The 26426-nt window shown below is 68.3% G+C and carries 24 protein-coding genes; 11 read left to right on the top strand and 13 right to left on the bottom strand.

Annotated features, from left to right (window positions below; genetic code table 11):
* The first annotated feature begins 27 nt into the window (after nt 1–27).
* The 11 genes from E3U25_RS10805 (at nt 28) to E3U25_RS10755 (ending at nt 12201) form a co-directional block, all read left to right on the top strand.
* Nucleotides 28–1134 (top strand): carboxynorspermidine decarboxylase, encoded by a 1107-nt coding sequence (locus tag E3U25_RS10805; RefSeq protein WP_114536013.1) that lies wholly within the window; start codon nt 28–30, stop codon nt 1132–1134.
* A 46-nt stretch (nt 1135–1180) separates the two neighbouring features.
* Nucleotides 1181–2404, top strand: a complete 1224-nt coding sequence (locus tag E3U25_RS10800; RefSeq protein ID WP_116220424.1) for a saccharopine dehydrogenase family protein — start codon at nt 1181–1183, stop codon at nt 2402–2404.
* Nucleotides 2405–2513: 109 nt separating this feature from the next.
* Nucleotides 2514–3848, top strand: a complete 1335-nt coding sequence (locus tag E3U25_RS10795) for an AI-2E family transporter (RefSeq protein ID WP_114536015.1) — start codon at nt 2514–2516, stop codon at nt 3846–3848.
* A 71-nt stretch (nt 3849–3919) separates the two neighbouring features.
* Nucleotides 3920–4933, top strand: coding sequence for a GlxA family transcriptional regulator (locus E3U25_RS10790; RefSeq protein ID WP_036749313.1), 1014 nt, complete (start codon nt 3920–3922; stop codon nt 4931–4933).
* A gap of 81 nt (nt 4934–5014) precedes the next feature.
* Complete coding sequence (locus tag E3U25_RS10785; RefSeq protein ID WP_116220425.1) at nt 5015–5467, top strand: hypothetical protein; 453 nt, start codon at nt 5015–5017, stop codon at nt 5465–5467.
* A 220-nt stretch (nt 5468–5687) separates the two neighbouring features.
* Nucleotides 5688–6863, top strand: a complete 1176-nt coding sequence (locus E3U25_RS10780; RefSeq protein ID WP_036748986.1) for a toxic anion resistance protein — start codon at nt 5688–5690, stop codon at nt 6861–6863.
* The gene (locus E3U25_RS10775) at nt 6860–7888 is read left to right on the top strand and encodes a DUF2927 domain-containing protein (protein ID WP_116220426.1); all 1029 of its coding nucleotides are present in this window, start codon (nt 6860–6862) and stop codon (nt 7886–7888) included. Before E3U25_RS10780 ends, E3U25_RS10775 begins: the two co-directional genes overlap by 4 nt.
* A gap of 82 nt (nt 7889–7970) precedes the next feature.
* Complete coding sequence (locus tag E3U25_RS10770; protein WP_116220427.1) at nt 7971–9110, top strand: SPFH domain-containing protein; 1140 nt, start codon at nt 7971–7973, stop codon at nt 9108–9110.
* Nucleotide 9111: 1 nt separating this feature from the next.
* Nucleotides 9112–10398: a TFIIB-type zinc ribbon-containing protein gene (locus tag E3U25_RS10765; protein WP_072463746.1), complete on the top strand. Its 1287-nt coding sequence runs from the start codon at nt 9112–9114 to the stop codon at nt 10396–10398.
* An 18-nt stretch (nt 10399–10416) separates the two neighbouring features.
* Nucleotides 10417–11337, top strand: coding sequence for a carbohydrate kinase family protein (locus E3U25_RS10760; RefSeq protein ID WP_116220428.1), 921 nt, complete (start codon nt 10417–10419; stop codon nt 11335–11337).
* A gap of 183 nt (nt 11338–11520) precedes the next feature.
* Nucleotides 11521–12201: an exopolysaccharide biosynthesis protein gene (locus E3U25_RS10755; RefSeq protein ID WP_084197434.1), complete on the top strand. Its 681-nt coding sequence runs from the start codon at nt 11521–11523 to the stop codon at nt 12199–12201.
* Between the two features lie 9 nt (nt 12202–12210).
* Here E3U25_RS10755 and E3U25_RS10750 read toward each other — a convergent pair whose 3' ends face one another.
* The 13 genes from E3U25_RS10750 to E3U25_RS10690 all read right to left on the bottom strand — a co-directional run bounded on the left by E3U25_RS10750 (nt 12211) and on the right by E3U25_RS10690 (nt 26381).
* On the bottom strand, nt 12211–12936 hold the full coding sequence (locus E3U25_RS10750; protein ID WP_281029255.1) for a GntR family transcriptional regulator: 726 nt from the start codon (nt 12934–12936) through the stop codon (nt 12211–12213).
* Nucleotides 12937–12995: 59 nt separating this feature from the next.
* Complete coding sequence (locus E3U25_RS10745; RefSeq protein WP_116220430.1) at nt 12996–14024, bottom strand: Gfo/Idh/MocA family protein; 1029 nt, start codon at nt 14022–14024, stop codon at nt 12996–12998.
* Nucleotides 14021–14761 (bottom strand): SDR family oxidoreductase, encoded by a 741-nt coding sequence (locus E3U25_RS10740; protein WP_116220431.1) that lies wholly within the window; start codon nt 14759–14761, stop codon nt 14021–14023. Before E3U25_RS10740 ends, E3U25_RS10745 begins: the two co-directional genes overlap by 4 nt.
* A gap of 14 nt (nt 14762–14775) precedes the next feature.
* Entirely contained in the window at nt 14776–16089 is a 1314-nt protein-coding gene (locus E3U25_RS10735) for a TRAP transporter large permease (RefSeq protein WP_116220432.1), read from the bottom strand.
* 4 nt (nt 16090–16093) lie between these two features.
* Nucleotides 16094–16609 carry a TRAP transporter small permease subunit gene (locus E3U25_RS10730; RefSeq protein ID WP_052096274.1) on the bottom strand — a complete coding sequence of 172 codons (516 nt, stop codon included), beginning with the start codon at nt 16607–16609 and terminating at the stop codon, nt 16094–16096.
* 58 nt (nt 16610–16667) lie between these two features.
* Entirely contained in the window at nt 16668–17657 is a 990-nt protein-coding gene (locus E3U25_RS10725) for a TRAP transporter substrate-binding protein (RefSeq protein WP_166435370.1), read from the bottom strand.
* Nucleotides 17658–17703: 46 nt separating this feature from the next.
* Nucleotides 17704–19392 (bottom strand): hydantoinase B/oxoprolinase family protein, encoded by a 1689-nt coding sequence (locus E3U25_RS10720; protein ID WP_116220434.1) that lies wholly within the window; start codon nt 19390–19392, stop codon nt 17704–17706.
* The gene (locus E3U25_RS10715) at nt 19385–21442 is read right to left on the bottom strand and encodes a hydantoinase/oxoprolinase family protein (RefSeq protein ID WP_244294828.1); all 2058 of its coding nucleotides are present in this window, start codon (nt 21440–21442) and stop codon (nt 19385–19387) included. Before E3U25_RS10715 ends, E3U25_RS10720 begins: the two co-directional genes overlap by 8 nt.
* Nucleotides 21443–21699: 257 nt before the next feature.
* Entirely contained in the window at nt 21700–22587 is an 888-nt protein-coding gene (locus E3U25_RS10710; RefSeq protein ID WP_052096272.1) for a LysR family transcriptional regulator, read from the bottom strand.
* A gap of 151 nt (nt 22588–22738) precedes the next feature.
* Nucleotides 22739–23623, bottom strand: coding sequence for a formyltetrahydrofolate deformylase (gene purU, locus E3U25_RS10705; protein WP_116220436.1), 885 nt, complete (start codon nt 23621–23623; stop codon nt 22739–22741).
* A gap of 132 nt (nt 23624–23755) precedes the next feature.
* On the bottom strand, nt 23756–24661 hold the full coding sequence (gene folD / locus E3U25_RS10700; RefSeq protein WP_116220437.1) for a bifunctional methylenetetrahydrofolate dehydrogenase/methenyltetrahydrofolate cyclohydrolase FolD: 906 nt from the start codon (nt 24659–24661) through the stop codon (nt 23756–23758).
* 74 nt (nt 24662–24735) lie between these two features.
* Entirely contained in the window at nt 24736–25167 is a 432-nt protein-coding gene (locus E3U25_RS10695) for a RidA family protein (RefSeq protein WP_116220438.1), read from the bottom strand.
* Nucleotides 25164–26381, bottom strand: coding sequence for a pyridoxal phosphate-dependent aminotransferase (locus E3U25_RS10690; RefSeq protein WP_116220439.1), 1218 nt, complete (start codon nt 26379–26381; stop codon nt 25164–25166). The genes E3U25_RS10695 and E3U25_RS10690 overlap by 4 nt, the downstream gene beginning before the upstream one ends.
* Nucleotides 26382–26426 lie beyond the last annotated feature (45 nt).

Below are 26426 nucleotides of genomic sequence, written 5' to 3'. Positions count from 1 at the left end.
CGGTCGCAAGGCCAGAGGTTCCGCGCCATGTCCGATCTGCAGACGCCCTATTACCTGATCGACCTTGCGAAGCTGCGGGTGAACATGGAGCGAATCCGCTATCTGCGCGAACGCTCGGGCGCGAAATGCCTTCTGGCGCTGAAATGCTTCGCCACCTGGTCGGCCTTCGACTTCATGCGCGACTTCATGGACGGCACCACCTCGTCCTCGCTGTTCGAGCTGCGGCTGGGGCACGAGGAATTCGGCAAGGAAACCCACGCCTATTCCGTCGCCTGGGCCGATCACGAGATCGACGAGGCGCTGGGTTACGCCGACAAGATCATCTTCAACAGCCTGGGCCAGCTCGACCGTTTCGGGGCCAAGGCGGCCGGGCGCGGCATCGCCATGGGGCTGCGGCTGAACCCGCGCTTCTCGACCTCGGGCTTCGACCTGGCCGACCCGGCCCGCCCCTTCTCGCGGCTGGGCGAATGGGATCTGAACCGGCTGGAGGCGGCGCTGGACCGCATCTCGGGCGTGATGATCCACTACAATTGCGAGAATGCCGATTTCGAGCTGTTCGACGCGCAGCTGGGTCGGATCGAGGCCGAGTTCGGCGGCTTCCTGGAAAAGCTCGACTGGGTCAGCCTTGGCGGCGGCATCCATTTCACCGGCGAGGGCTATCCGCTGGACCGGCTTGCCGACCGGCTGCGGGCGTTCTCGGACCGCTTTGGCGTGCAGGTCTTCCTGGAACCGGGCGAGGCCAGCATCACCCGCTCGACCTCGCTGGAGGTGACGGTGCTGGACACCATCCACCACGGCAAGGACGTGGCCATCGTCGACTCGAGCATCGAGGCGCATATGCTCGACCTGCTGATCTATCGCGAAACCGCCAAGCTGCCGCAGGACGGCGAGCATCCCTGGCAGGTCGCGGGCAAGACCTGCCTCGCGGGCGACATCTTCGGCGAGGGCCGCTTTCCCCGGCCGCTGAAGGTCGGCGACCGCATCAGCATCGCCGATGCCGGCGGCTATACCATGGTCAAGAAGAACTGGTTCAACGGCGTAGCCATGCCCTCGATCGCGATCCGGGACGAGGACGGAACGATCCGCCTGGTCCGCCGGTTCACCTATGACGACTACAAAGCCAGCCTGTCCTGAACAGGCGCAAGCCATCCCCTTTCCCAGCCCCGAAAAGGAGACTGAATTGGCCAAGAACGTGCTCATCATCGGCGCCGGCGGCGTCGCCCAGGTGGTCGCGCATAAGGTGGCGCAGAACGCCAAGGAATTCGGAACGCTGCATATCGCCAGCCGAACCGTGTCCAAGGCCGAGAAGATCATCGCGAGCATTCGTGAGAAAGGCCATTCGGTCGAATTCACCGCCCATCCGCTGGACGCCATGGACAGCGCCGCCGTGGCCGCGCTGATCCGCCAGATCGACGCCGGCATCGTCATCAACGTCGGCTCGGCCTTCGTCAACATGACCGTGCTGCAGGGCTGCATCGAGACCGGCGCCGCCTATATCGACACCGCGATCCACGAAGACCCGGCCAAGATCTGCGAGACGCCGCCCTGGTATGCCAACTACGAATGGAAGCGGCGCGAGGATTGCGAGAAGGCCGGCGTCACCGCCATCCTGGGCGCGGGCTTCGATCCCGGCGTGGTCAACGCCTATGCCCGGCTGGCCGAGGACGAATATTTCGACAAGATCGACTCGATCGACATCGTCGACATCAACGCCGGCAGCCATGGCCGCTGGTTCGCGACCAATTTCGACCCCGAGATCAACTTCCGCGAATTCACCGGCACCGTCTATTCCTGGCAGGGCGGCGAATGGCGGCAGAACCAGATGTTCGAGGTCGGCCGCGAATGGGATCTGCCCGTCGTCGGCAAGCGCACCGCCTACCTGTCCGGCCATGACGAGGTCCACAGCCTCTCGGCCCGCTACAAGGACGCCGACGTGCGCTTCTGGATGGGCTTCGGCGAGCATTACATCAATGTCTTCACCGTGCTGAAGAACCTCGGCCTGCTTTCCGAGCAGCCGGTCAAGACCGCCGAGAGGCTGGAGGTCGTGCCGCTGAAAGTGGTCAAGGCCGTGCTGCCCGACCCGGCCAGCCTGGCGCCCGACTACGAGGGCAAGACCTGCATCGGCGACCTGGTCAAGGGCACGCTGGACGGCAAGCCGGGCGAGATCTTCATCTACAACGTCGCCGACCACAAGGACGCCTATAACGAGGTCGGCAGCCAGGGCATCAGCTATACCGCGGGCGTGCCCCCGGTCGCAGCGGCGATCCTGGTCGCGCGCGGCACCTGGGACGTGAAGCGCATGGTCAATGTCGAGGATCTGCCCGCCCGCCCCTTCCTGGAGCTGCTGGGCGACCTGGGCCTGCCCACCCGCGTCATCGACGCCTCGGGCGACCACCCGCTCTAGGCACGGCCCGGACGGCTTGCCGAAAACGCCCGCGGCGGGGGAACCCGGCCGCGGGCTTGGCGTTTCCCTCGGCGCCGCACGGGGGGCGCGGAACGGGGGGAGGGGACGCATGCCGCCAGATCAGGAACGCCGCAGCCACATGTTTCCCTTTTCCGCCCCCACCGACAAGGGCGTGGCCAAGGTGGCGAACTGGGCGGTGATCGGCATCTTCCTCATCCTGCTCTTCAGCTTCTTCGCGCAGGCGCGCAGCTTCCTGATGCCGGTGACGCTGGCGATCCTGCTGTTCTTCGTCTTCGTGCCCTTCCGCCGGCTGATGGAGCGGCTGGGCATCGGCGCCATCGTCACCGCCGCCATCGTCTCGCTGGGGCTGGTGGTGGCGGTGGTGCTGATCGGCTTCGTCATCTCGGGCCCGGCCAACCGGCTGATCGAGAACGCGCCGCAGATCACCGAGCGGCTGGAACAGCGCTTTACCGAGATCCGCAGCAATTTCCGCGGCCTGGAGCGCGCCGCCGAAAAGATCGACGAGATCGCCGGCGGCGGTTCCTCCCCGCCCGAACCGGCCACGCCGCCCGGTGAAACCTTGCCCGACGCGACGCTGACCGGCACGCTCAGCGCGATCCCCGCCCCTGGTGCGCCGCAGCCCCCCGACCAGCAGATCCAGGTCGAGGTGAACGCCACCCCCGAGACCTCGACGCTGGCCAGCGCGCTGGACCTTGGCCCGGCGCTGGTCGGGCAGATCATCTTCACGCTGTTTTTGCTGTTCTTCCTGATCTCCTCGGGCGACCTGCTTTACCTCAAGATCGTGCAGAGCTTCGATTCCATGCGCGAAAAGCGCGCGGCCTACCTGGCGCTGCGCGAGATCGAGGACAGCCTGGGCACCTATCTTGGCGCGATCACCCTGATCAACGCCTGCCTGGGGCTGGCCATCGGGCTGGCGATGTGGGCCTGGGGCATGCCCAGCCCGGTGCTGTTCGGGCTGGCGGCCTTCCTGCTGAACTTCATCCCCTACCTGGGCTCGGTCGCCGGCATCATCATCGCGACGCTGGTCGGGGTCTTCGTCTTCGACGACCTGTTCACGCCGCTGATGGTCGGCCTGACCTACCTGGGCCTGACCGCGCTGGAAGGCCAGCTCATCACGCCCTATTTCGTCTCGCGCCGCCTGCAGCTGAATACGGTGGTGGTGTTCCTGACCGTCGCGCTCTGGGCCTGGCTCTGGTCGGTGATCGGCATGATCGTCGCCGTGCCGTTGCTGGTGGTGATGCGGGTTCTGGCCGAACACATCCCCGGCCTGCAGAAATTCGGCAATTTCCTGGCCGGCGAGGATCCGCCCGCGCTGGAGGACGAGGACGAGGAAGAGGCGCGGGAACTGGTCGAGGCCGGCGACGAGGCCGAGGATGCGGCCCAGGCCTCGGCGGCCACCATGGTCCTGGCCACCAAGGATTGATCGCGCCGGCTCTGGATAAATGGCGAAAACATGGCATGATCGCGACGCCATCCATGGACGAATCGCGACAGATGCCTGAACACGATCCCTCGCCCGACCCGAACCAGCCGCGACTGCGCATCGGCTTCGTGCTGACGCCGCGCTTCACGCTGTCGGCCTTTGCCACGTTCGTGGACGTGCTGCGGCTGGCGGCCGACGACGGCGACGGCTCGCGGCCGATCCGCTGCCGCTGGCGCGTGCTCTCACCCGACATGGCGCCGGTGCAATCCTCCTGCGGCATGCGCATCGAACCCGAGGAGCGGCTGGGCGACCCCACCCGCTTCGACTACATCATCACCGTCGGCGGGCTGATCGACGGGGGGCCGGGCCTTTCGCCGGACCAGGCCGCCTTCCTGCGCCGCGCCGCCCTGGCGCGGGTGGCGCTTGGCGGGCTTTGCACCGGGGTCTTCGCCATGGCCCGCATCGGGCTGATGGACGGCTATCGCTGCTGCGTCAGCTGGTTCCACCACCAGGATTTCCTGGCCGAGTTCGAGCGGATGCGCCCGGTCTCGGACCAGATCTTCGTGGTGGACCGCGACCGGATTTCCTGCTCGGGCGGGGTCAGCGCGGCGCATCTGGCCGCCTTCCTGGTCGACCGCCACCTGGGCCGCGCCGCCGCGCGCAAGGCGCTGTCGATCCTGATGATCGACGAGCCGATGGCCGGCGACCGCCCCCAGCCCGGCCTGCCGCTGGAACTCAATGCCCGCGACCCGCTGGTGCGCCGCGCGCTGCTGGCCATGCAGCAGAACCTGCATGCGCCGCTGTCCATCGCCCGCATCGCCAAGGATCTGGGCGTCGGGCGGCGCAAGCTGGAGCGGCATTTCAACGCCGACCTGGGCCTTCCGCCCGCCGATGCCTCGATCCGCATCCGGCTGGCGCAGGCGCGCATGCTGCTGGCGCGCACCGACCGCACCGTCACCCGCATCGCCGAGGAGACCGGCTTTTGCGACGCCTCGCACCTGATCCGCGTCTTCCGCGAGACCGAGGGCACCACGCCCGACCTCTGGCGCCAGAACCGCGTCCCCCTGGCGCAGGACGCGCCCTGACCGGCCGTTGCACGGCGCCATCCTGCAACGCGCCGCGCCGCGCCGGATAATGCGGCGCCATTCGGATGAGGAGAGGGTGAGATGCCGAACAAAGCCACAGTCAGGGGCGTTCTGATGGATGCGACGCTTGCGCCGATCGCGGCGGGCAAGATCGTCGCGACGCTTCAGGGCTCGGACATATTCGACGGCGGGCTGCGGGTGGTGACGCAGAAGGTCGAGGCGACGACGGACGCGCAGGGCGGCTGGTCGCTGGATCTGATCGTGAACGGCGAGGGCGAGCGGGCGGGCACGACCTGGACCATCGAGGGCTACAACCACTATGTCGCCAAGGTGTTCGAGGCGAAATCGCTGTTCCTGGCCTCGGCGCTGGCGACGACGCTGGGCGAGCTGGAGCGGACCAGCGCGCAGAACCTGCGGGCCGCGCGCGAGGGCAACGTGGCGCGGCTGATCAGCGTTTCGGACCATGACAGCTACCTGGCGCTGCCCGAAAGCCAGCGCCGCCCGAACGACCTGGTCCTGGTCAAGCCGCAGTAGCGCGCCCCGTCCGGGCGATGCGTGGCGGTCCCGCTGGCCGGGGCCGCCATTTTTCATGCGCGGCTGCCCGGCGATTCGCCGCGCCGCTCGCCCGCTTTCCGGCAGGATGGCAACACCGGAAAGGCAAAGGGAACCTTCGCGCCGGCCTCTCGTTGAACTCGGCTGCAAACGGCCTATTCTGCAACCGGGCCCTTGTTCCATCACGAAAGGACGACGCCGGATGACCACCCAGACGCAGGCCAGCGCCCAAGCCGCCTTGGACGAGATCCAGACCGTGACCGCGGTCGTCCTGCCCGAACCCCCCGCCGCCGCGCCGACGCTGACCGAGGCCGAGCCTGCCATCGCCGAGGAGATCCGCAAGCGCATGGCCGAGGTCGACATCCGCGACTCGGGCTCGATCGTGCATTTCGGCGCCCGCGCCCAGAACGAGCTGCAGGAAATCAGCCAGGCGATGCTGGCGGACGTCAAGAACAAGGACGTGGGCCCCGCCGGCGAGTCGCTGCGCGAGATCGTGACCACCATCCGCGGCTTTTCCGTCAGCGAACTCGACGTGCGGCGCGAGCGCAGCTGGTGGGAAAGGCTGCTGGGCCGCACCGCGCCCTTTGCCAAGTTCGTGGCCAATTACGAAGAGGTGCAGGGCCAGATCGACCGCATCGCCATGGATCTGGACCAGCACCAGCACCGGCTGCTCAAGGACATCAGGTCGCTGGACCTGCTTTATGAGCGCACGCTGAACTTCTATGACGAACTGGCGCTCTACATCGCCGCGGGCGAGGAGAAGCTGGCGCAGATCGACCGCGACGAGATCCCCGCCAGGGAAGCCGCCGTCGAATCCGCGGCCGAGAACGACAAGGTCATGGCGGCGCAGGAGCTGCGCGACCTGCGCTCGGCCCGCGACGACCTGGAGCGGCGGGTCCACGACCTCAAGCTGACCCGGCAGGTGACGATGCAGTCGCTGCCCTCGATCCGGCTGGTGCAGGAGAACGACAAGTCCCTGGTGACAAAGATCAATTCCACGCTGGTGAACACCGTGCCGCTGTGGGAAACGCAGCTGGCCCAAGCCGTCACCATCCAGCGCAGCGCCGAGGCCGCCCGCGCGGTCAAGGAAGCCAACGACCTGACCAACGACCTCTTGACCGCCAACGCGAAGAACCTGCGCGAGGCCAATGCCCAGATCCGCACCCAGGTGGAGCGCGGCGTCTTCGACATCGAGGCGGTGCGCACCGCCAATGCCGAGCTGATCTCGACCATCGAGGACAGCCTGCGCATCGCCGACGAAGGCCGCACCCGCCGCGCCGCCGCAGAAGAGGATCTGAAGGTGATGGAGGCCGAATTGCGCAAGACCCTCGCCTCGGCCAGCGCCCGATCCGCAACCCCCGCAGCAAAGACGCCGTGACCCTGCCAGCCCGATCTCGCCTGCCCCTGTCCCTTGCGCTGGCCTTGCTGGCGCTGCTTGCCGCCTGCGCGCCCGAGCCGCCGGCCGAGGCGCCGCCCACCCCGGTCGAGGCCCCGCCGCCGCCCGAACGTCCCGACCCGCCGGTCGACCAGGCGGCCCTGCGCCGGGAACGCGCCGAAAGCGCCCGTGCCGCCACCGCCCGCGCCGAGGCCGCAGCCACCTCGCCCGCCAGCCGCAACATGCGCGACTACCTCGCCGGCGTCGAGCAGGCGCTGATCGCCCGCGGCCGGCTGCGCATCGACAGCGGCGACGAAATCGCGCTGACCCCGGAAAAGCTGACCGACACCTTCATCGAGGTCGCGCTCTACGACGAATATGTGCGCGAGGGCGGCAAGCTGGTCTCGCGCCCCACGCCGGCGCCGCTGCGGCGCTGGCAGCAGCCGGTGCTGCTGCGGCTGGAATTCGGCGATTCGGTCGCCCCCGACCAGCGCGCCCGCGACCGCGCCGAGATCGCGGGCTTCGCCGCCCGGCTTGCCCGCATCAGCGGCCATCCGGTCGCGGTGACGGGCGGCGCCGGCAATGTCGCCGTGCTGATCCTGAACGAGGACGAGCGCCGCGCCGTCGGCCCGCGCCTGGCCGCGCTGGTGCCCGGCATCCCGCCCGGCGACATCGCCGCGCTGCGCGACCTGGCGCCGCAGAACTATTGCACGGTCTTTGCCTATTCCAACGGCAATTCCCCGGTCTATGCCCAGGCGGTGGCGCTGATCCGGGCGGAACTGCCGCCGCGCCTGCGCCGCTCCTGCATCCACGAGGAACTGGCCCAGGGCATGGGGCTGGCCAATGACAGCCCGCGCGCGCGGCCCTCGATCTTCAACGACAACGAAGAATTCGCCTACCTGACCCGGCATGACGAGCTGCTGCTGCAGATCCTCTACGACGCCCGGCTGCGTCCAGGCATGACCGAGGCCGAGGCCCGCCCCATCGTGCTGCAGATCGCCCGCGAATTGCTGGAGACCGAAGCATGAGCCGCCGTCCGGGGGCTTGACGCCGGGCCGCTGCGGGTCACTATCGCGGGCAAGCGTCCCGCAGAGCGAAAGGCAGCCCCCCATGAGCATCTTCGACATCCTCGGCGGCGAGTTCATCGAGATCATCGAATGGACCGACGACTCGCGCGACACCATGGTCTATCGCTACCCGACCGTCGGCAAGGCGATCAAATACGGCGCCAAGCTGACCGTGCGCGAGGGCCAGGCCGCCGTCTTCATCCATGAAGGCCAGCTGGCCGACGTGTTCCAGCCCGGCCTCTACATGCTGGAGACCAACAACCTGCCGGTCCTGACCCGGCTGCAGCACTGGGACCACGGCTTTCGCAGCCCGTTCAAGTCCGAGGTCTATTTCGTCAACACCACCCGCTTCAACGACCTGAAATGGGGCACCAAGAACCCGGTGATCGCCCGCGACCCGGAATTCGGCCCGGTGCGCATCCGCGCCTTCGGCACCTATTCCATGCGCGTGACCGACCCCGGCCGCTTCATGACCGAGATCGTCGGCACCGACGGCGAATTCACCCGCGACGAGATCAGCTTCCAGCTGCGCAACATCATCGTGCAGGAGTTTTCGCGCATGATCGCCGGCTCGGGCATCCCGGTCCTCGACATGGCGGCGAACACCGGCGACCTGGGCCAGATGGTCGCCAAGGCGATCAGCCCGACCGTCGCCGCCTATGGCCTGACCATCCCGGAATTCTACATCGAGAACATCAGCCTGCCCGACGAGGTGGAACGGATGCTCGACAAGCGCACCTCGATGGGCATCGTCGGCGACCTGAACCGCTTTGGCCAATATGCCGCGTCCGAGGCGATGCTGAACGCCTCGAACCAGCCGGGCGGCATGGGCACGGGCATCGGCGCCGGCCTGGGTGCGGGAATGGGCGCGGGGCTGGGCGCCGCCATGGCGCAGCGCGGCCCCTGGGGCGCTGTGCCGCAGCAGCAGGCGCCCCAACAGGCCCCGCAAACCCCACCGCCGCTGCACCACCCCGAGACGGTCTGGCACATCGCCGTGAACGGCCAGGCCGACGGCCCCTATGGCCGCGCCCATCTCGGCCGCCTGGTGCGCGAGGGGGCCTTCACCCGCGAGACGCTGGTCTGGACCCCCGGCCAGGACGGCTGGAAACCGGCCGAGGAGGTCGCCGAACTCGCCCAGCTCTTCACCGTCGCGCCGCCGCCCCCGCCGCTGCCCAAGGGCTGAGATGCCGACACCCCCCTCGGAATACCGCTATCCTTGCGAGAATTGCGGCGCGAGCCTGGAATTCTCGCCCGGCCAGCAGGGGCTGGTCTGCCCCTATTGCGGGCATAAGCAGCATATCGGCCCCGGCCCCGCCCGCGCGCCCGCCCGCCAGGCGCAACAGGGGCCATGGGGCGAAAGCGCCATCCTGCTGGACCCGGCAACCGGGCGGGCGCTGCAATGGGACGGCGGGCACAAGGCGCCGCAATTGCAGGAACTGCCGCTGGAACACGGGCTGTCGCTGGACCAGCACAGCGACCTGACCGAGACGGTGCGCACCCTCTCCTGCCCGAACTGCGGCGCCAAGGTGGAAATCACCAGCGACCGCCACGCCTCGGCCTGCCCGTTCTGCGCCACGGCCGTCGTGACCGACACCGGCACCACCCGCCTGATCAAGCCGCAGGGCCTGCTGCCCTTCGTCATCACCGAGGCGCAGGCCAAGACCGCGCTCGAGGACTGGCTGCACGGGCTCTGGTTCGCCCCCTCGGGCCTGACCGCCTATGCCCGGCGCGGCAAGAAGATGAGCGGGGTCTATTCGCCCTTCTGGACCTTCGACGCCGACACCGCCTCGCGCTACAGCGGCGCGCGCGGCGACTGGTATTACGAAACCGTCTACGTCACGCAAATGGTGGACGGCCGCCAGCAGCGCGTGGCCCGGCAGGTGCGCAAGACGCGCTGGACCCCGGTCTCGGGCCAGGTGGCGCGGAATTTCGACGACGTGCTGGTCTTGGCCTCAGGCTCGCTACCGCGCCGGATCACCGATGCGCTGACGCCCTGGGATCTGTCGCACCTGGTGCCCTACCAGCCCGAATACCTCGCCGGCTTCCTGGCCGAGGGCTATACGATCCCGCTCGGCTCGGGCCATGACATCGCCCGGCAGGAAATGGCCGGGGTCATCGCCATGGACGTGCGCCGCGCCATCGGCGGCAACGAACAGCGCATCACCGGCATCGAGACCCGCTACGGCGACGAGACCTTCAAGCATATCCTGCTGCCGGTCTGGACCGCCGCCTATCGCTACAACGGCAAGAGCTACCGCTTCGTCGTCAACGGCCAGTCCGGCCGGGTGCAGGGCGAACGGCCCTGGTCGGCCTGGAAGATCGCCTTCGCCGTCCTGCTGGCGCTGGCCCTGCTTCTTGCCGCGCTGTGGCTGAACGAGCGGGGCGGTTTCATCCGCATTGGCGCGGCGCCGGTCACGCAGGATATTTCCATCGCCGGCAGTTACCGCTATCAGGAGGCAGGAGCGGGCTGACGAAGGAAGGGAGAGGCTATGATCCTTTGCGCCGGGGAATCGCTGATCGACATGGTGCCCGAGGGCGCCGGCTACCGTCCCCTGCCGGGGGGCGCGGTCTACAACACCGCCATCGCGCTTGGCCGCATGGGCATCGACACGGGCTATCTCTGGCCGATCTCGCGCGACAGCTTCGGCGAGATGCTGCTGCGCCCGCTGGCCGAGGCCGGGGTGGATACCGGGCTTTGCCCGCGCAGCGACCGGCTGACCACGCTGGCCTTCGTGACCCTGACCGGGGGCGAGGCGCGCTATTCCTTCTACGACGAGGGCTCGGCCGGGCGCATGTTCGCCCCCGATGACCTGCCCGAGATCCCCGATACGGTCTCGGCGCTGTTCATCGGCGGCATCAGCCTGGTGCCCGACCCCTGCGGCGCCGCCGTCGAGGCGCTGGCGGAGCGCGTCCGCCACCGCATCCCGGTGATGCTGGACCCGAACATCCGCCCCTTCTTCATCGCCGACGAGGCGGCCTATCGCGCCCGGCTCGACCGGCTCATCGCCATGGCCGACCTGGTCAAGCTTTCGGGCGACGACCTGGAATGGCTGATGCCCGGCACAAGCTTCAAGGAAGCGGCCGCCGCCATCCTTTCCCGCGGGCCGCGGGTGGTCTTCCAGACCGGCGGCTCGGCCGGGGCGCGGGCGCATTGGTCGGGCGCGCCGCTGGCCGCCCAGGCGGTCCGGGTCGAGGTCGCCGACACCATCGGCGCCGGCGACACCTTCAACGCCGGGGTGCTGGCCGCGCTGGACCGCGCCGGCGTGCTGACGCGCAAGGGGCTGGAGGCGCTGGCGCCGGAATCCATCGCCCAGGCGCTGGCGCTCGGCACCCGCGCGGCGGCGATCACCGTCTCGCGTCCCGGCGCCAACCCGCCCTGGGCGCATGAACTGGCCGCCCTGCCGGGCTGAATGGCGCGGGCACCCGCATCTTCTCTGTTGCCCAAATACCCGAACGCCAAGGCGGCAACCCCAGGCCGCCGCGCGCCTCGGGAAGCCGCCTGGCAAGCGGACGACAAGGCATTTCCGCCTTGAAACCCCGGCCGCCCGACCCAAGATAGAACCACCGAACCGCGGCAACCGTCAGGAGACAGAATGCCTGCGCCAGGCGAAAGCCCGCCCACAGGCGATCCCGGTCCGGCGGCAGGGGACCGAGGCCCGCGGCCGGGGCACGGCCCGCCCCGGCGGCGCCAGCATCTTTCGGACGTGCTGACCCGGATCGCCGGCGACGCCGGCCGCGACCGGATCAGCGTCACCGACCTGCTGGTCCTGCTCGAAGGGCGGGCGACGGCGGGGCTGCTGCTGCTCTTCGCCTTTCCCAACATCCTGCCCATGCCGCCGGGCACCTCGGGCATCCTGGGCCTGCCGCTGGTCTATCTGTCCTTCCAGATGATGCTGGGCCAGCGGCCCTGGCTGCCGCGCTTCATCGCCCAGCGATCGCTGCCGCGCACGGAATTCGCGGCGATCCTGTCGCGCAGCGCGCCCTTTCTGGTCCGGGCGGAAAGGCTGCTCTCGCCCCGCATCCCGCCGCTGTCCGCGCCGCTGGCGGTGCGGCTGGCGGGCGGGCTGTGCCTGGGGCTGTCGGTCGTGCTGCTGCTGCCGATCCCGCTGGGCAACATGCTGCCGGCGCTGGCCATCGCCATCCTCGCGCTTGGCGTGCTGGAGCGGGACGGGCTGTGGATCATCGCCGGCAGCCTGCTTGCGGTCCTGGCCTTCGCGCTCATCTGGGGCGTGATCTGGGCCTTCCTCCGCGGCCTGGCCCTGCTGCTTGCCTGAACCGCCCGCTCAGGACAGCCCGGCCGTCAGGTCCAGGCCCTCCACGGCGGGGTCGATGCGGAACAGCACCTTCTCGACACGGTTGCGGGTCAGGACGTAATGGTCCACCGCAAACCGGTCGGCCAGCTCGATGTCGCAAGCCTGGATCGCGGCATACAGGGCGCGGTGCTGGCGCTCGGTTTCCGCCAGATGCGCCGCCAGCTCTTCCTTGGTGGTCGGGTTCAGGTATTCCACCGTGCTGACCTGGGCAAAGCAGGCGCGCGCCAGGCGAATGGTGCCCAGCAGCGCATTGTCGTAGAAAGCCGAGAAATAGCGGTTATGCGCCGCGCGCGAGATCGCCAGGTGGAATTGCAGGTTCGCCTCGGACCGCTCGACGCCGTTCGACACGTCCTTGCTGCGCTCAAAGGCCAGCATGGTCTTTTTGATCGCGGCGAGGTCGTCGTCGGTGCGGTGTTCGGCGGCCAGGCGATGGATCAGCCGGCTCGACACCAGCAGCGCGTCGTAAAGCTTGGGCACCTCGTCGAAATCCATCGTCGCGACGATGGCCTTGCGGCCGTGGCGCTGGACCAGCCCGTCCGAGATCAGCTGGATGATGGCCTCGCGCACCGGCGTGCGCGACACCTCCATCTGCTCGGCAAGGTCGGCCTCGTCCAGCACCAGCCCCGGCCGCAGTTCAAGCCTCAGGATGGCCTCCCGGATCTTCCTGGCGACTTTCTGGCCGTCCCGTTCATCCACGGATCTGTTCATCGTCATCCCGAAATGCGTTCTCTTTCAATGGCCGCGGCCCAGGCACGTCAGGCCGTGGCATCCAATATGGATGTAGCCGGGCGCGCGACCTGCGTCCACTCCGCATCGGCCGCGGCGGAAATCGCGATGGCCTCCATGGCCGCCACGCCCTGCAGCGCCTGGAGAGGCGAGACCGGATAGGGCCGGTCCGACCGGGCCTTGCGGGCGAAGGCGTCGAGTTCCTGCGCCAGGCTGTCGCAGGGATCGAAGGCCCGCCGCTCCTGCCGGCCCGACAGGTCCGAGGTGATCAGGGTGGCCTGGTCCGGCATCTGCGCCCAGCCCTGCGAGCCAAAGACGTGCAGCCGCCAGAAGCCGGCGGTCGCCATCAGCGTCGAAAGGCTGCCGGTCGCGCCCGATTCGAAATCCAGCATCACGCTGGTCACGTCCTTCAGCTGCGCCGAAACCGCGGCGCGGCGGCTGATGGCCGAGACCCGCCGCACCGGCCCCAGCAGCGCGATCATCGCATCGAGGACGTGGATGCCCATCGCGGCCATGCCGCCCGCCGGGTTTTCCCGGTCGTCGCCGCGCCACATCTGGTCGCTATAGTGATAGCCGAAATCGCCGGAAAACGCGCCCTCGACATGCAGGGCCCGCCCCAGCGCACCCGCTTCAAGCTGTCCCGCAAGCGCCTGGAAGGCCGGCAGGAAGCGGCGGTTGAACCCCACGCACAGCGCGACGCCCGCCGCCTGCGCGGCGGCCAGCGCCGCCTCGGCCTCGGCCAGCTCCAGGGTCAGCGGCTTTTCCACGAAGATATGCTTGCCCGCCTGCGCCGCCCGGCGGATCTGCGCGCCGTGCTGGCTGTGCGGCGTGGCCAGGACGACGGCATCGACCTCGCCCTCTTGCAGCACCGCGTCCAGGCCCGGCAGCAGCGCCAGCCCCTGGTCGCGGCAGAAATCCTGGGCCTTGGCGGGCGAACGGGTGGCGGCATGGGTAAAGCGCAGGGCGGAGCCGGGATTGCCGGCATTGGCCCGGACCAGGTTCTGGCCCCAGCGGCCCAGGCCCACGATCGCCGCGCGCAGGGGTGCGATTTCCGTCACAGCTTCGCACCCCCGTCAATCACCAGCTGGCTGCCGGTCATGAACGCCGACAGATCCGAGGCAAGATAGACCGCCAGTTCCGCGATCTCGGCCGGGGTTCCCATGCGGCCAAGCGGCTGGCGCGCGGCAAAGTCGCGGCGCGCGGCGGCGCTGTCGGGCATGGCCTCGATCCGCGCGGTCATCGAGGGCGTCTCGACGGCCGAGGGGCAGATGGCATTGCAGCGGATATTGGCCGAGGCATAGTCTCGGGCGACCGATTTGGTCATGCCGATCACCGCCGCCTTGGTCGCGCCATAGGCAAAGCGGTCCGGCGCCGCCCCGATGGACGAGATGACCGAGGCGACGTTGATGATGCTGCCGCCCTTTTGCGGCACCATCCGCCCGACCGCCGCCCGCATCATCAGAAAGACCGAGGTCGCGTTCAGGTCCAGCGACCTTTGCCAATCCTCGGCCGTGCAGGCTTGCAGGTTGCCGACCGCGACCATGCCGGCGCAGTTGACCTGCACGTCCAGCCGCTCCAGCCCGGCGTGGAAGGCCTCGACTGCCGCCGCATCGGTGACGTCGATGCGGGCGACGCGCAGGCCGGGGTGCCGGGCCGCCAGTTCCGCCAGCCCCCGTTCGTCGCGGTCGAGCGCATGGACCCTTGCCCCCTCGCGCAGATAGGCAAGCGCGGTTTCCCGGCCGATGCCCGATGCCGCGCCCGTCACCACGCAGACCTTGTTCTCCAGCCGTCCCATTTCCTTGCCTCGCCTCATTTCTGGAACAGGTAGTCGGGCAGCCACAGCACGATCTCGGGGAAGACGGTGATCAGGACCACGCCGAAGCACATCAGGAAGAAGAACGGCACGCAGGCGACGATGATCCGCGCGATGGACGCCTTGGTCAGATCCTGGAGGATGAACAGGTTGAAGCCCACCGGCGGGGTGATCTGCGCCAGTTCCGCCATCAGGATCAGGAAGATGCCGAACCAGATCGGGTCGAAGCCCGCCGCCAGGATCAGCGGCAGCGTGATCGGCAGGCTCATCACCATCATCGAGATGCCTTCCAGGAACATGCCCAGCAGCAGGTAGAACAGCACCAGGATGAAGATCAGCTGATAGGGCGACAGCGCCAGCCCGTCGATCACCGCGGCGATGTTGTGGGGCACGTGCATGAAGCCCATGGCGGTGGACATGAAGGCCGCGCCGATCATGATGGCCGAGATCATGCAGCTGGTATGGACCGAAGCCTTGAGGCTGGCGATGAACGTTTCCCACGACAGCTGCCAGGTGCAGGCCGCATAGACCAGCGTCACCGCCACCCCGATCGCCGCCGTTTCCGAAGGCGTGGCCAGGCCGGAATAGATCGCGCCCAGCACCACGCCGATCAGGATGCCGATCGGGGCCAGGTTGGCGATGCCGACCAGCATCTCGCGCAAGGTCGGGGCGGTGGTGTCGGCGGGCGCCACCGCCGGCCGGATCAGGCTGTAGATGATGACATAGACCGAATAGATCCCGGCGATCATCAGGCCGGGGATCAGCCCCGCCGCGAACAGCCGCGAGATCGAGACCTCGGCCAGCACGCCATAGACGATCATCATGATCGAGGGCGGGATCAGCAGGCCCAGGCTGCCCGCCCCGGCCAGCGAGCCATAGGAAAGCGCGCTGGAATAGCCGCGTTTCTTCAGCTCGGGGATGGTGATCTTGCCGACCGTGGCGGTGGTCGCCGCGCTCGATCCGCAGATGGCGGCAAAGACGGCCGAGCCGAAGATGTTGGTGTGCAGCATCCGGCCGGGCAGGTAATAGGTCAGCGGCGACAGCCCGCGGAACAGCCGGGTCGAGACGTCGGTGCGCAGGATGATCTCTCCCATCCAGATGAACATCGGGATGGCCGACAGCTCCCATGCGGTCGAGCTGCGGATGACCAGCGGCGCCAGGATGGTACCGATGCGGTGGACGGGCATGTCGATGAACAGCGCCAGGCCCAGGGTGCTGACGACAAGCAGCCCGGCAAAGACCCAGACGCCGATCCCCAGGAAAAAGATGACGAGGGCAAGGACGCCGAAGGCGACGATCAGGGATTCCATTGGTTCATTCTCCCTCGATATGCTCTTCGGGGACGCCGTGGATCACGGTGTCGAGCGCGGATGCGACCAGCTGGATCAGGAAGATGACCAGCCCGGCGAAGATCGCCGCGGCGATATACCAGGTCGGCGTCGCCGTCAGGCCGGGGCTGACCGAGCCGCGCAGGAAGTCGCGCACCAGGATCAGCCAGATATAGCGGGCCATGAAGGCGAACATCGCGAAGGTCGTCGCAACGCAGAACAATTCGACCGCGATGGCGGCCCGGCCGCGCAGGAAGCGGCGCAGCAGGCTGACGCGCACGTGCTTGCGGCTCATGAAGGTGTGGCCCATCGCCAGGAAGGCCATCGCCCCGGTCGCATAGCCGACATATTCGCCCATCGAGTTGGTCGAGCTGGCGAAGAAGTTGCGCAGGATGATTTCAAGGATGATGTGGACGACGATATAGACCAGAAGCGCGGCCGAAACCGCTATCCCGGCGCCCGAGCAGATTTCCGATATGCGAATGACCGCACGCGAAAGCATGTTTCCGACCTCATGATGATTGCGATGGGGGCGCGCAATCCCTGCGCGCCCTGCCGGGTCACGAACCGCGCTTTGCGGCGTATTCGTCCAGGATCTGCTGGCCGACGGGGCCGACGGCCTTCAGCCATTCGTCATAGACCTCCTGGCCGGACTGGCGCAGGAACTCCAGAAATTCGGGCGGCACGTCGGTGGTGATGGCGACGCCGTTGGCGCGCATCTCCTCGAAATTCTGCGCCACGCGCTTTTCCAGGTCGGCCCAGGCCGCATCGCTGGCCTTTTCGGCGGCATCGCGGATGATGGCCTGCTGTTCCAGGGTCAGGCTGTCGTAGATGTCCTTGTTCATATGCGTCATGTTCAGCGCCATCGAATAGTTCACCGCGGTGAAGTTATCGAGGAATTCCCAGAACTTGGAACTGGCGCCGCCATCCGCCGAGGTCAGCACCGAGTTGATGCTGCCCGCGGCAAGCTGCGGGACGGTGTCGGCCCAGCTGATCTGGACGGCCGTCGAGCCGGCATTGGACAGGGTGCGCACGCCGCTGGCATCCCAGCCGCGGATCTTCAGCCCGGCCATGTCGCCCTCGGCGGTGATCGGCGCCTGCGCCCAGATGCCCGAGGGCGGCCAGGGCGTCGCCCAGAGCAGCACCTGGTTGTGCTTTTCGAACACCGCCTCGTAATGCGGGCGCGCGACGTCCCAAAGCAGCTTCGCATCGGCGTTGGTATTGGCGACGAAGGGCAGGGACGACAGCAGGAACAGCGGCTCGATGCCCGACAGCGAGGTGGTGATGGTATCGGCCATGTCCAGCGCGCCGTCGCCCACCGCGTCGAACTGGTCCACCGACTTGTAGCCGATCGAGCCGCCGTAATGGCCGGTGATCTTGATGTCCCCGCCCGAGGCTTCGTGGACCGCCTCGATGAACACCTTGTCCGCCTGGCCCATGATGGTGCTTTCGCCGTATTCGTTGGCAAGATCCCAGGAATGGCTTTGCGCCAAGGCGGCGCCCGACAGGGCCACCAGGGAAAATGCCGCGCTCAGGATTCTGTTTTGCATTTGTTTTTCCTCTCTGTTGAACTGCGGGCCGCACCGGGCCCTGGCCCTAGGCGACCTTTTGCGGCGCGTAATGCGCGGCCACGAAATCCGCGGTGAACTTGCCCGAGGCCAGATCCTCGCGGATCGCTTCGGGCGTCCGCTCGCGCGGGTCGCCATAGCCGCCGGCGCCGGGGGTCTCGATGACGACCACGGTTTCGTCGGTGACGAAGATGCCGGTGATCTTCGAGGGCAGATCCCTGGACGAGCCGTCGTCGTTGCGCAGGCGGAACTGGCCCGTCGCGCCCGGCATGCCGCCGAAGATGCCCCAGGGCCGGTGGCGGAAGCGGTCGCCGACGCCGTTGAACTCGCAAAGATGGCCGATGGGGCGGATGGCACGGCGGATGCCCATGCCGCCGCGGTGCTTGCCCGCGCCGCCGGAATCGGTGATCAGCGAATATTCCTCGACGCGCAGCGGGTATTCCAGCTCGATCGCCTCGACCGGCAGGTTGGCGGTGTTGGTGATATGGACCTGGACGCCGTCCTTGCCGTCCTTGGCCGCGCGCGCGCCCATGCCGCCGCCCAGCGTTTCCAGGTAGACATAGGAATGGCCGGTCTGCGGATCGGTGCCGGCAAAGACCGCGCTGGTATTGGCGCCGTTGGCCGCGCCGATGACGCGGCCGGGCAGCGCCTCGGCAAAGGCGCCCAGCACCACGTCCACCACGCGCTGGCAGGAATTGGCGCGCATGGCGACGCCCGCCGGATGGGCGCAGTTCACGAAACTGCCCGGCTCGGCCCGGATCTCGATCGCGTCGAAGATGCCCTGGTTGTTCGGCACCTCGGGGTCCAGCAGCGCCTTGAGCGCATAGCAGACCGCCGATTTCGTGGTGTTCAGCGTCATGTTGAAATTGCCCGGAACCTGCGGCGAGGTGCCGGTGAAGTCGAAGACCACCTTCTCGCCCGCCTTCCTGACGGTCAGGGCGATCCTGACGTCCTCGGTGCCCAGCCCGTCGTCGTCCATGACATCGGCAAAGCTGTATTCGCCGTCCGCCACCCCGGCGATCGCCTTGCGCATCCGCTGGTTGGTGCGGCTGACGATCTCGTCGCACAGGGCCGCCAGGTGGTCGGCGCCATGCCGCGCCACCATCTCGCCGATGCGCTTGACGCCCAGCTTGACCGCCGCGATCTGCGCGTTCAGGTCGCCCAGCCGCTCGTCCGGCAGGCGCATGTTCAGCAGCAGCAGGCGCATGATGTCGTCGCAGCGCTCGCCCTTGCGGAACAGGCGCAGGATCGGGATGCGCAGCCCCTCCTTGTAGATCTCGTTCAGCCCGCCCGACATCGAGCCGACCGAGGCGCCGCCGACGTCGGCATGGTGGACGATATTGGCCACGAAGCCCAGCAGCCGGTCGCCGTCGAAGATCGGCATCGCCATGTTGATGTCGGGCAGGTGCGAGCCGCCCGCGACATGCGGGTCGTTGGCGATGAAGATGTCGCCCGGCGTCAGGCTGCCTTCATATTGCTCCAGGATCAGGCCGATCAGCCCCGACATCGAGGCCAGGTGGATCGGCAGCGCGTTTTCCGCCTGGACGATCAGCCGGCCGTTGCGGTCGGCGATGGCGGTCGAATGGTCGTGGCGCTCCTTGATATTGGTCGAGAATGCGCTGCGCATCAGCGTCAGGAAGCATTCGTCGGCGATCGACCGCAGGCTGTTCCAGCTGATTTCGATGGTGATCGGATCCAGCGACAGGGGTTTAGTCATCGTTGCGTTCCATAATCATGTTCATTGCGCCATCAATGCGAAGCGTCCATCCGGGCGGCACCAGCGTCGTGGTGTCGAACTGGGTGATGAGCGCCGGGCCGATGATGCCGACGCCCTCGGCCAGTCCGTCGCGGGCATAGACCGGGGTCGGCACGAAGCCGGTCTGCTCGAACCAGATCTGCTCGGTCGCGGCGGGCTTGGCCTCGCCCGCCGGGCGCGCCGCATCGACCGCCTGCTTGGCGAATTCCATCGTCGCCCGGATGCGGACGTTGACCACCTCGACCGGGGCGTCGGGGTTGCAATGGCCATAGGCCGCCTCGTGCTGGCGGAAGAAGGCCTGCTTCAGCTCTTCGACCGGGGGCAGCGCGGGGGCGTGTCGGCTGGTGCCCAGTTCGACCGGCAATTCGTAGTTCTGCCCGATATAGCGCAGGTCCAGGATGACGGTCTGGCTGCGGCTGACGACATGGGCGGCATCCTCGGCATCGGCGGCCAGCCATTCCTCGGCCTGCGCGCCCAGCCGGCCGATCGACTCGGCGATGACGGCCAGGTCGCCGTCCAGCGGGCAGCGGCAGGTGGTGACGTAGTTCTCCTGCAGGTCCGAGACGATCAGCCCCTCGGCGCACAGGATGCCCGGCGCGCGCGGGACCAGGATGCGGCGCATGGCCAGGATCTCGGCCACGTCCGCGGCATGCAGGCCCCCCGCGCCGCCAAAGCACATCAGCGTATAGTCGCGCGGATCCTGCCCCTTCTCGATCGAGACCGCGCGGATGGCCCGCGCCATGTTCGAGGCGGCGACGCTGACGATGCCATGCGCGGCCTTCTCCAGTGATACGCCCAGCGGCTCGCTGATCCGGGCGACGGCGGCCCTGGCCAGGTCGGCGTCGATCCTGAAGCCGTCGGCCAGCCGCGCCGGCAGCCGGCCCAGCACCACGTTCGCATCCGAGACCGTGGGCTTGTCGCCGCCGCGCGCATAGCAGGCCGGGCCCGGCACCGCCCCCGCGCTCATCGGGCCGACCTTCAGCAGCCCGTCGGCGCCCAGATGCGCGATCGAGCCGCCGCCGGCGCCGACGGTGTGAATGTCGACCGTGGGCAGGCGGATGCGGAAACCGGCGATGTCGCGCAGGTTCGAGGTGCCGACCTTGCCGCCCTGGATCAGCGCGACATCGGTGCTGGTTCCGCCGATGTCCAGGGTGATGATGTCCTCGATCCCCGACATGGCCGCGGCCGCGGCCGCACCCACCGCACCCGCGGCCGGCCCGGAAAGCGCCGTGCGCACCGGAAAGCGCGAGGCCAGCTCGATCGACATCAGCCCGCCCGCCGACTGGAAGATGCCCAGGGCGGCCTTGGGCGCCGTCTTCTGGATCGCCGCGCTCAGCCGGTCCATGTAGCGGCTGACCTCGGGTTGCAGGAAGGCGTTGATGACCGTGGTCGAGAAACGCTCGTATTCGCGGAACTCGGGATGCACCTCGCTCGAGATCGAGACGTAGAGGTCGGGATAGGCCCGGCGCAGCGCCGCCGCGATCCGCTCTTCATGCTCCGGGTTCAGGAAGGAGAAGATCAGGCAGACGGCCAGCGATTCCACGTCGCTCATCGGGCCGAGTTCCGCAATGATGGCATCGATCTCGGCCTCGGTCAGCGCGACGATCGCCTCGCCGCGGGGGCCGATCCGCTCGCAGACCTCCAGGCGATGCTCGCGCTCGACCAGGGGCGGCGGCGCGTCGGTCTGCAGGTCGTAGATGGCCGGGCGGACCTGGCGGCCGATCTCCAGCAGGTCGCGAAAGCCCTTGGTCGTCACCAGCCCGGTTTTCGGCCCCTTGCGCTGAAGCAGCGCGTTCGTCGCCACCGTGGTGCCATGGGCGAAGCGGACGATGTCCTCGCCGTCGATCCCGGCCTTGTCCTGCAATTCCCGCAACCCGTTCAAGATCGCCTCGGACGGATCATGCGGCGTCGAAGGCCGCTTGTGCAGGACCGATTGCCCCGTCGACAACCGCCGCGCCGAAAAATCGGTGAAGGTTCCGCCGACATCGACCCCGATTACCCAGTCTCCCATCATATGCTCCTGAAATTTCCAATGAATTTCGCGGCGATCCAGGCCGGGAAATTCGATTCTTGAAATTCAGTATGCAAATCGGATGCCCTGCGTCAAATGATTCCGACGCCTCGCAGGCAAGAAAATCGCGTTTCGGTGTTCAAACTGGATTCTGAAACCGGGCGCGCCGGCCCCTGCCCACGCGCCGGGCAGAGCGCGCGGAAAACAGCCATGCGTGATGCGAAAAACCCCGAATGCCGGCGCAAGGACCGGGCGGGCTAGCGGGCCGCAGGATCGCCGGAGAAATGGCCCGACACCCATTCCATGAAGCTGCGGACCGCGCCGGTTTCCTTGCGCTTCGGGTTGCGGCTCATCGCCAGCACATGCGGCACGGCGACGCCCGGCCCCAGCGGCGCGGTGATGCTGCCGCCGGCCAGCAGCCTTTCGGCATAGGTCGAATAAAGCACCGTCAGCCCCGCCCCGGCCGCGGCCAGTTCCAGCGCCGAGACGGCGGTATCGACCCGCAGCAGCGGCAGGCCGGGTGTCCGGCGCAGGCCCATCCCATCCGACCATATGTCCCAGAGCGAGTATTTCCCCTGGATCTCGATCTGGGGGATCTCCTGCAAGGGGGTGCTGCGCGCCGCGGATTCGGCATGCCGGCCGGCGCCGACCAGGACCAGCCGCTCGCTGCACAGGACGATCGCCTCGGGCGCGATCAGCTCCGGCTTTTCAAAGGCGAAGCTGACATCCGCCAGGTCGATGTTCGGATCGGTCCAGATCGAGCTGTTCAGCTGCACGGCGATGCCGGGATGGCCGGCCAGGAATTCGCCAAGCCGCGGCGCCATCCACAGGTTCAGAAACGAGATCGGCGCCGAGACGGTGATGCCCTGCCGTTCGCGGCGCCCCGTCAGCCCCCTGGTCGCCGCCTCGGCCATGTCGAGGGCCTGGGTGATGCCGGGCAGATAGGCCTTTCCGGCAGAGCTGAGTTCCAGGCCGCTCGCCTGGCGCCGAAACAGCGGGCGGCCGAAATACTGCTCGAGCGCCCGCACCCGCTGGCTGATGGCCGCCTGCGTGCAGTTCAGCTCGTCCGCGGCGCGGGTAAAGCTCAGATGCCGCGCCGCCGCCTCGAAGGCCTGGAGATAGACGAGATGGGGAAGTTCGCGCATGACGCCGGCTCATAATTCCTCAGGCGGGCATAGCGAATTCGAGGCCAGGCCGCAAATGCGCCGCCTGCCGTGCCTTCCCCGCTGCTTGCCTCCGGCGGGGATATTTGTCCACGGAAGACCGGGGCGGGGGCTGGGGGTGGGGGGCGCTGTTTCACCCCATTCTTTCGGATGCGTAGCTTCCTGGCGAGGCGGGAAAGACCACGGTCTTGTTGCCGTTGAGGAACACCCGGCGGTGGATATGGGCGTGGATGGCGCGGGCCAGGACCTGGCTTTCGACGTCGCGGCCGAGGCTGACGTAGTCCTCGGGCGATTGCGCATGGGTGACCCGGACGGTGTCCTGCTCGATGATCGGGCCCTCGTCGAGGTCGGCGGTCACGTAATGGCTGGTCGCCCCGATCAGCTTCACCCCGCGCTCGAAGGCCTGCTTGTAGGGGTTGGCGCCCTTGAAGCTCGGCAGGAAGGAATGGTGGATGTTGATGATCCGCCCCGACATCTTCTTGCACAATGCATCCGACAGCACCTGCATGTAGCGCGCCAGCACCACCAGCTCGGCCCCCGAATCCTCGACCACCGCCATCAGCTGCGCCTCGGCCTGCGGCTTGTTCTCGCGCGTGACCTTGATGCAGTGGAAGGGGATGTCGTGGTTCACCACCACCTTCTGGTAGTCCATGTGGTTCGAGATCACCGCCACGATCTCGATCGGCAGCGCGCCGATGCGCCAGCGATAGAGAAGGTCGTTCAGGCAATGGCCGAAGCGGCTGACCATGATCACCACCTTCATCTTCTCGGCCTCGTCATGGATGGCGTAGTCCATGGCGAAGGGCTCGGCCGGGCCGGCCAGGCCCGCACGCAGCGCCTCCAGCCCCACGCCCTCCTCCGAGACGAAGCTCACCCGCATGAAGAAGCGCCCGGTCTCGGTATCGTCGAACTGCGAACTGTCGGTGATGTTGCAGCCATGCTCGGCCAGAAAGCCGGCCACGGTGGCGACGATGCCGCGCGTCGAGGGGCAGGCGACCGTCAGCGTGTATTTCTTCATCTGGCTCTCCACTGAAAGGGCAAGCGCCCTGGTTTCTTCCGTGTGCAAATATCCCGGGGGGACGCTCCTGCGGCCCCCTCGAGGGGCCGCAGGAGCGGGGGGGCAGCGCCCCCCGCCGTCCCGCGCCATCCCTCAGGCCGCCGCGCCTTCGGCCCGGCCCGGGTCCGGCTCGGGCAGGCCATGCGCCCGGCAGCAGGCCACCAGCGTATTGGCCAGCAGGCAGGCGATGGTCATCGGCCCCACGCCCCCCGGCACCGGGGTGATCGCGCCCGCCACCTGCGCCGCGCCCGCGAAGTCCACGTCGCCGACCAGCCGCGACCGGCCCTCCTCCTCGATGCGGTTGATGCCCACGTCGATCACCGTGGCGCCGGGCTTGATCCACTCGCCCCGGATCATCCGCGCCCGGCCCACCGCCGCCACCAGGATGTCGGCCCGCCGGCAGACCGCCGCCAGCTCGCGGGTGCGGCTGTGGGCGATGGTCACCGTGCAGTTCTCGGCCAGCAAGAGCTGCGCCATCGGCTTGCCCACGATGTTGCTGCGCCCCACCACCACCGCCTCCAGCCCCGACAGATCCCCGAGCGTCTCGCGCAAGAGCATCAGGCAGCCCGAGGGCGTGCAGGGCACCAGCGCCTTCTGCCCGGTCCCCAGCAGCCCCACGTTCAGCGCATGGAACCCGTCCACGTCCTTTCGCGGGTCGATGGCGGCGATCACCGCCCCGGCGTCCATATGCGCGGGCAGCGGCAGCTGCACCAGGATGCCGTGCACGGCCGGGTCGGCATTGAGCCGCGCGACCAGCGCCAGCAGCGCCGCCTGCGGCGTCTCGGCCGCAAGCCGGTGCTCGAAGCTCGCCATCCCCGCCTCGCGCGTCTGGACCGCCTTGTTCCTGACATAGACCTGGCTCGCAGGATCCTCGCCCACCAGAACAACCGCAAGCCCGGGCACCAACCCGTGCCCAGACCGCAGCCGGTCCACAGCCTCGGCAACACGCGCCCGCAACCCGGCCGCAAAGCCCCGCCCGTCGATGATCCTTGCACCCATAAGCCATTCTCCTTGCAATGTCCGCAGCCCGCCCCAAGGCAAAAGCCCGGCGCCCACACGCGCGGCGCGGCAGATCAGACCGCCGCCACCATCTGGATTTCGACCGGCGCATTCCCCGGCAGCGTCGCCACGCCCACCGCGCAGCGGCTGCCGATGCCGCTTGCGCCCAGCTGTTCCTTGAGGAACTGCGAGGCGAAATCGGCAAGCGCGGAATGCGCGGCAAACCCCGCTTCCGCGGCGACATAGACGGTCAGGCTGAGGACGGCCGCCAGATCCTCGCCCGGCGCCAGGGTCGCACGCGCGGCCCGCAGGGCGTTGCTGCAGGCCAGCACCACCGCCTCGCGCCAGGTTTCCAGCGGCTGGTCCCTGCGGACCGGGCCGCTGAACATCAGCCGGCCGTTCACGCGCGGGGTCATCCCGGCGGTGAAGATCAGCGATCCGTGCCGCGTTGCCGCGACGTAATCGCCCTGCGGCACCGGGTTGCCCTGTCCGGGAGCCGCGCTCATGCGCGATACCGTTCAACCAGCGCCGCCAGGCGCTCGACCGCGGCCGTCGCCGCCGCATGGTCCTGCGAGAAGTTCAGCCGGATGCTGTCGCCGGAATGCGGGCCGAACTCGGTGCCGGGGGTGACGATGACGCCCGCCTGCAACCGCAGCGCCTTGACGAAATCCACGTGGCCAATGGTCAGCGCGGGCAGGCTGGGAAACAGGTAGCTGCCGGCCTGCGGCGCGCGGACGAAACACCCCTCGATGCCGCCGAACAGCGCCAGCAGGTCGTCGCGGATCGCCTGGTGGCGGGCGATGCGCTCGGCCATCCAGCCCTCGGGCTCGGCGAACCAGGTCCGCAGCACCGCCTGCGAATAGCCTGCCGCGCGCAGGGACACGATGGCTTGCAGCTTTTCCATGCGGGCGATGACCTGGGTCGAGCCGAAGGCGACCCCCAGCCGATAGCCGCTGAGCGATTCGGTCTTGGACGGGCCCATGATGGTCACGACGTTTTCCGCGTCGATGTCCATGGCCCGCAGATGCGTATAGGAGGCCGAGGGGTAGAGCAGCCGCGAATACAGCTGGTCCACGATCACGGTCGCGCCGTATTGCGCCGCCAGCGCCGCGATCCGGGCGATCTCGTCCTGCGAATAGACCACGCCGGCGGGGTTGTTCGGGTTCGAGAACAGAAACAGCCTTGCCCCGGCGCGGAATGCCGCCTCCAGGCCGTCCAGGTCCAGGCCCGCCTGCCCCGCCGCAGCCTCGCGATAGGCCAGCCGGACGGGAAGCATCTCGCCCTCGAAGAACTCGACCAGCTTGCGGTTGGCGAAGTAGTCGGGCTGGACGATGGCGACCTTGTCGCCCCGCGAAACCGTCGCGGCCACGGCCAGGAACAGCGCGCCCTGCGTGCCGGGGGTGATGATCAGCCCGTCCCGCGCATCGACGGGCGCGCCGGTAAAGCCGGCCAGCCGCGCGCCCACCACCTCGCGGATGCCCAGGTCGCCGCGATATTCGGTATAGGCCTGCGCCCCGCCCAGGGCGACGCCGGCCGAAAACGCCTCGAAGGCGCCGGGCGTCGGCTCATGCGCATCCACGTCGCCATGCGAGAAATCGACCGGGCGGCCCGAGAGCTTGTCCCCCCGCAGGAAGCCCTCGGCGCCCGCCGGGCCTTGCCGGACCTCTTGTCCGGGGGCGTTATCGGTGCCCAACTTGCTGAATTTGCTTTGGATCGACATGGTGGTTTTCCCTTTCCCGCAGCGGGGGTTTGACGTTGCGGGCAG

The organism is Paracoccus versutus (genome assembly GCF_029909795.1).
GTDB classification, from domain to species: domain Bacteria; phylum Pseudomonadota; class Alphaproteobacteria; order Rhodobacterales; family Rhodobacteraceae; genus Paracoccus; species Paracoccus versutus.
Note: the sequence above shows the minus strand (reverse complement) of the source record. Positions and strands in the feature narration are given on the sequence as shown.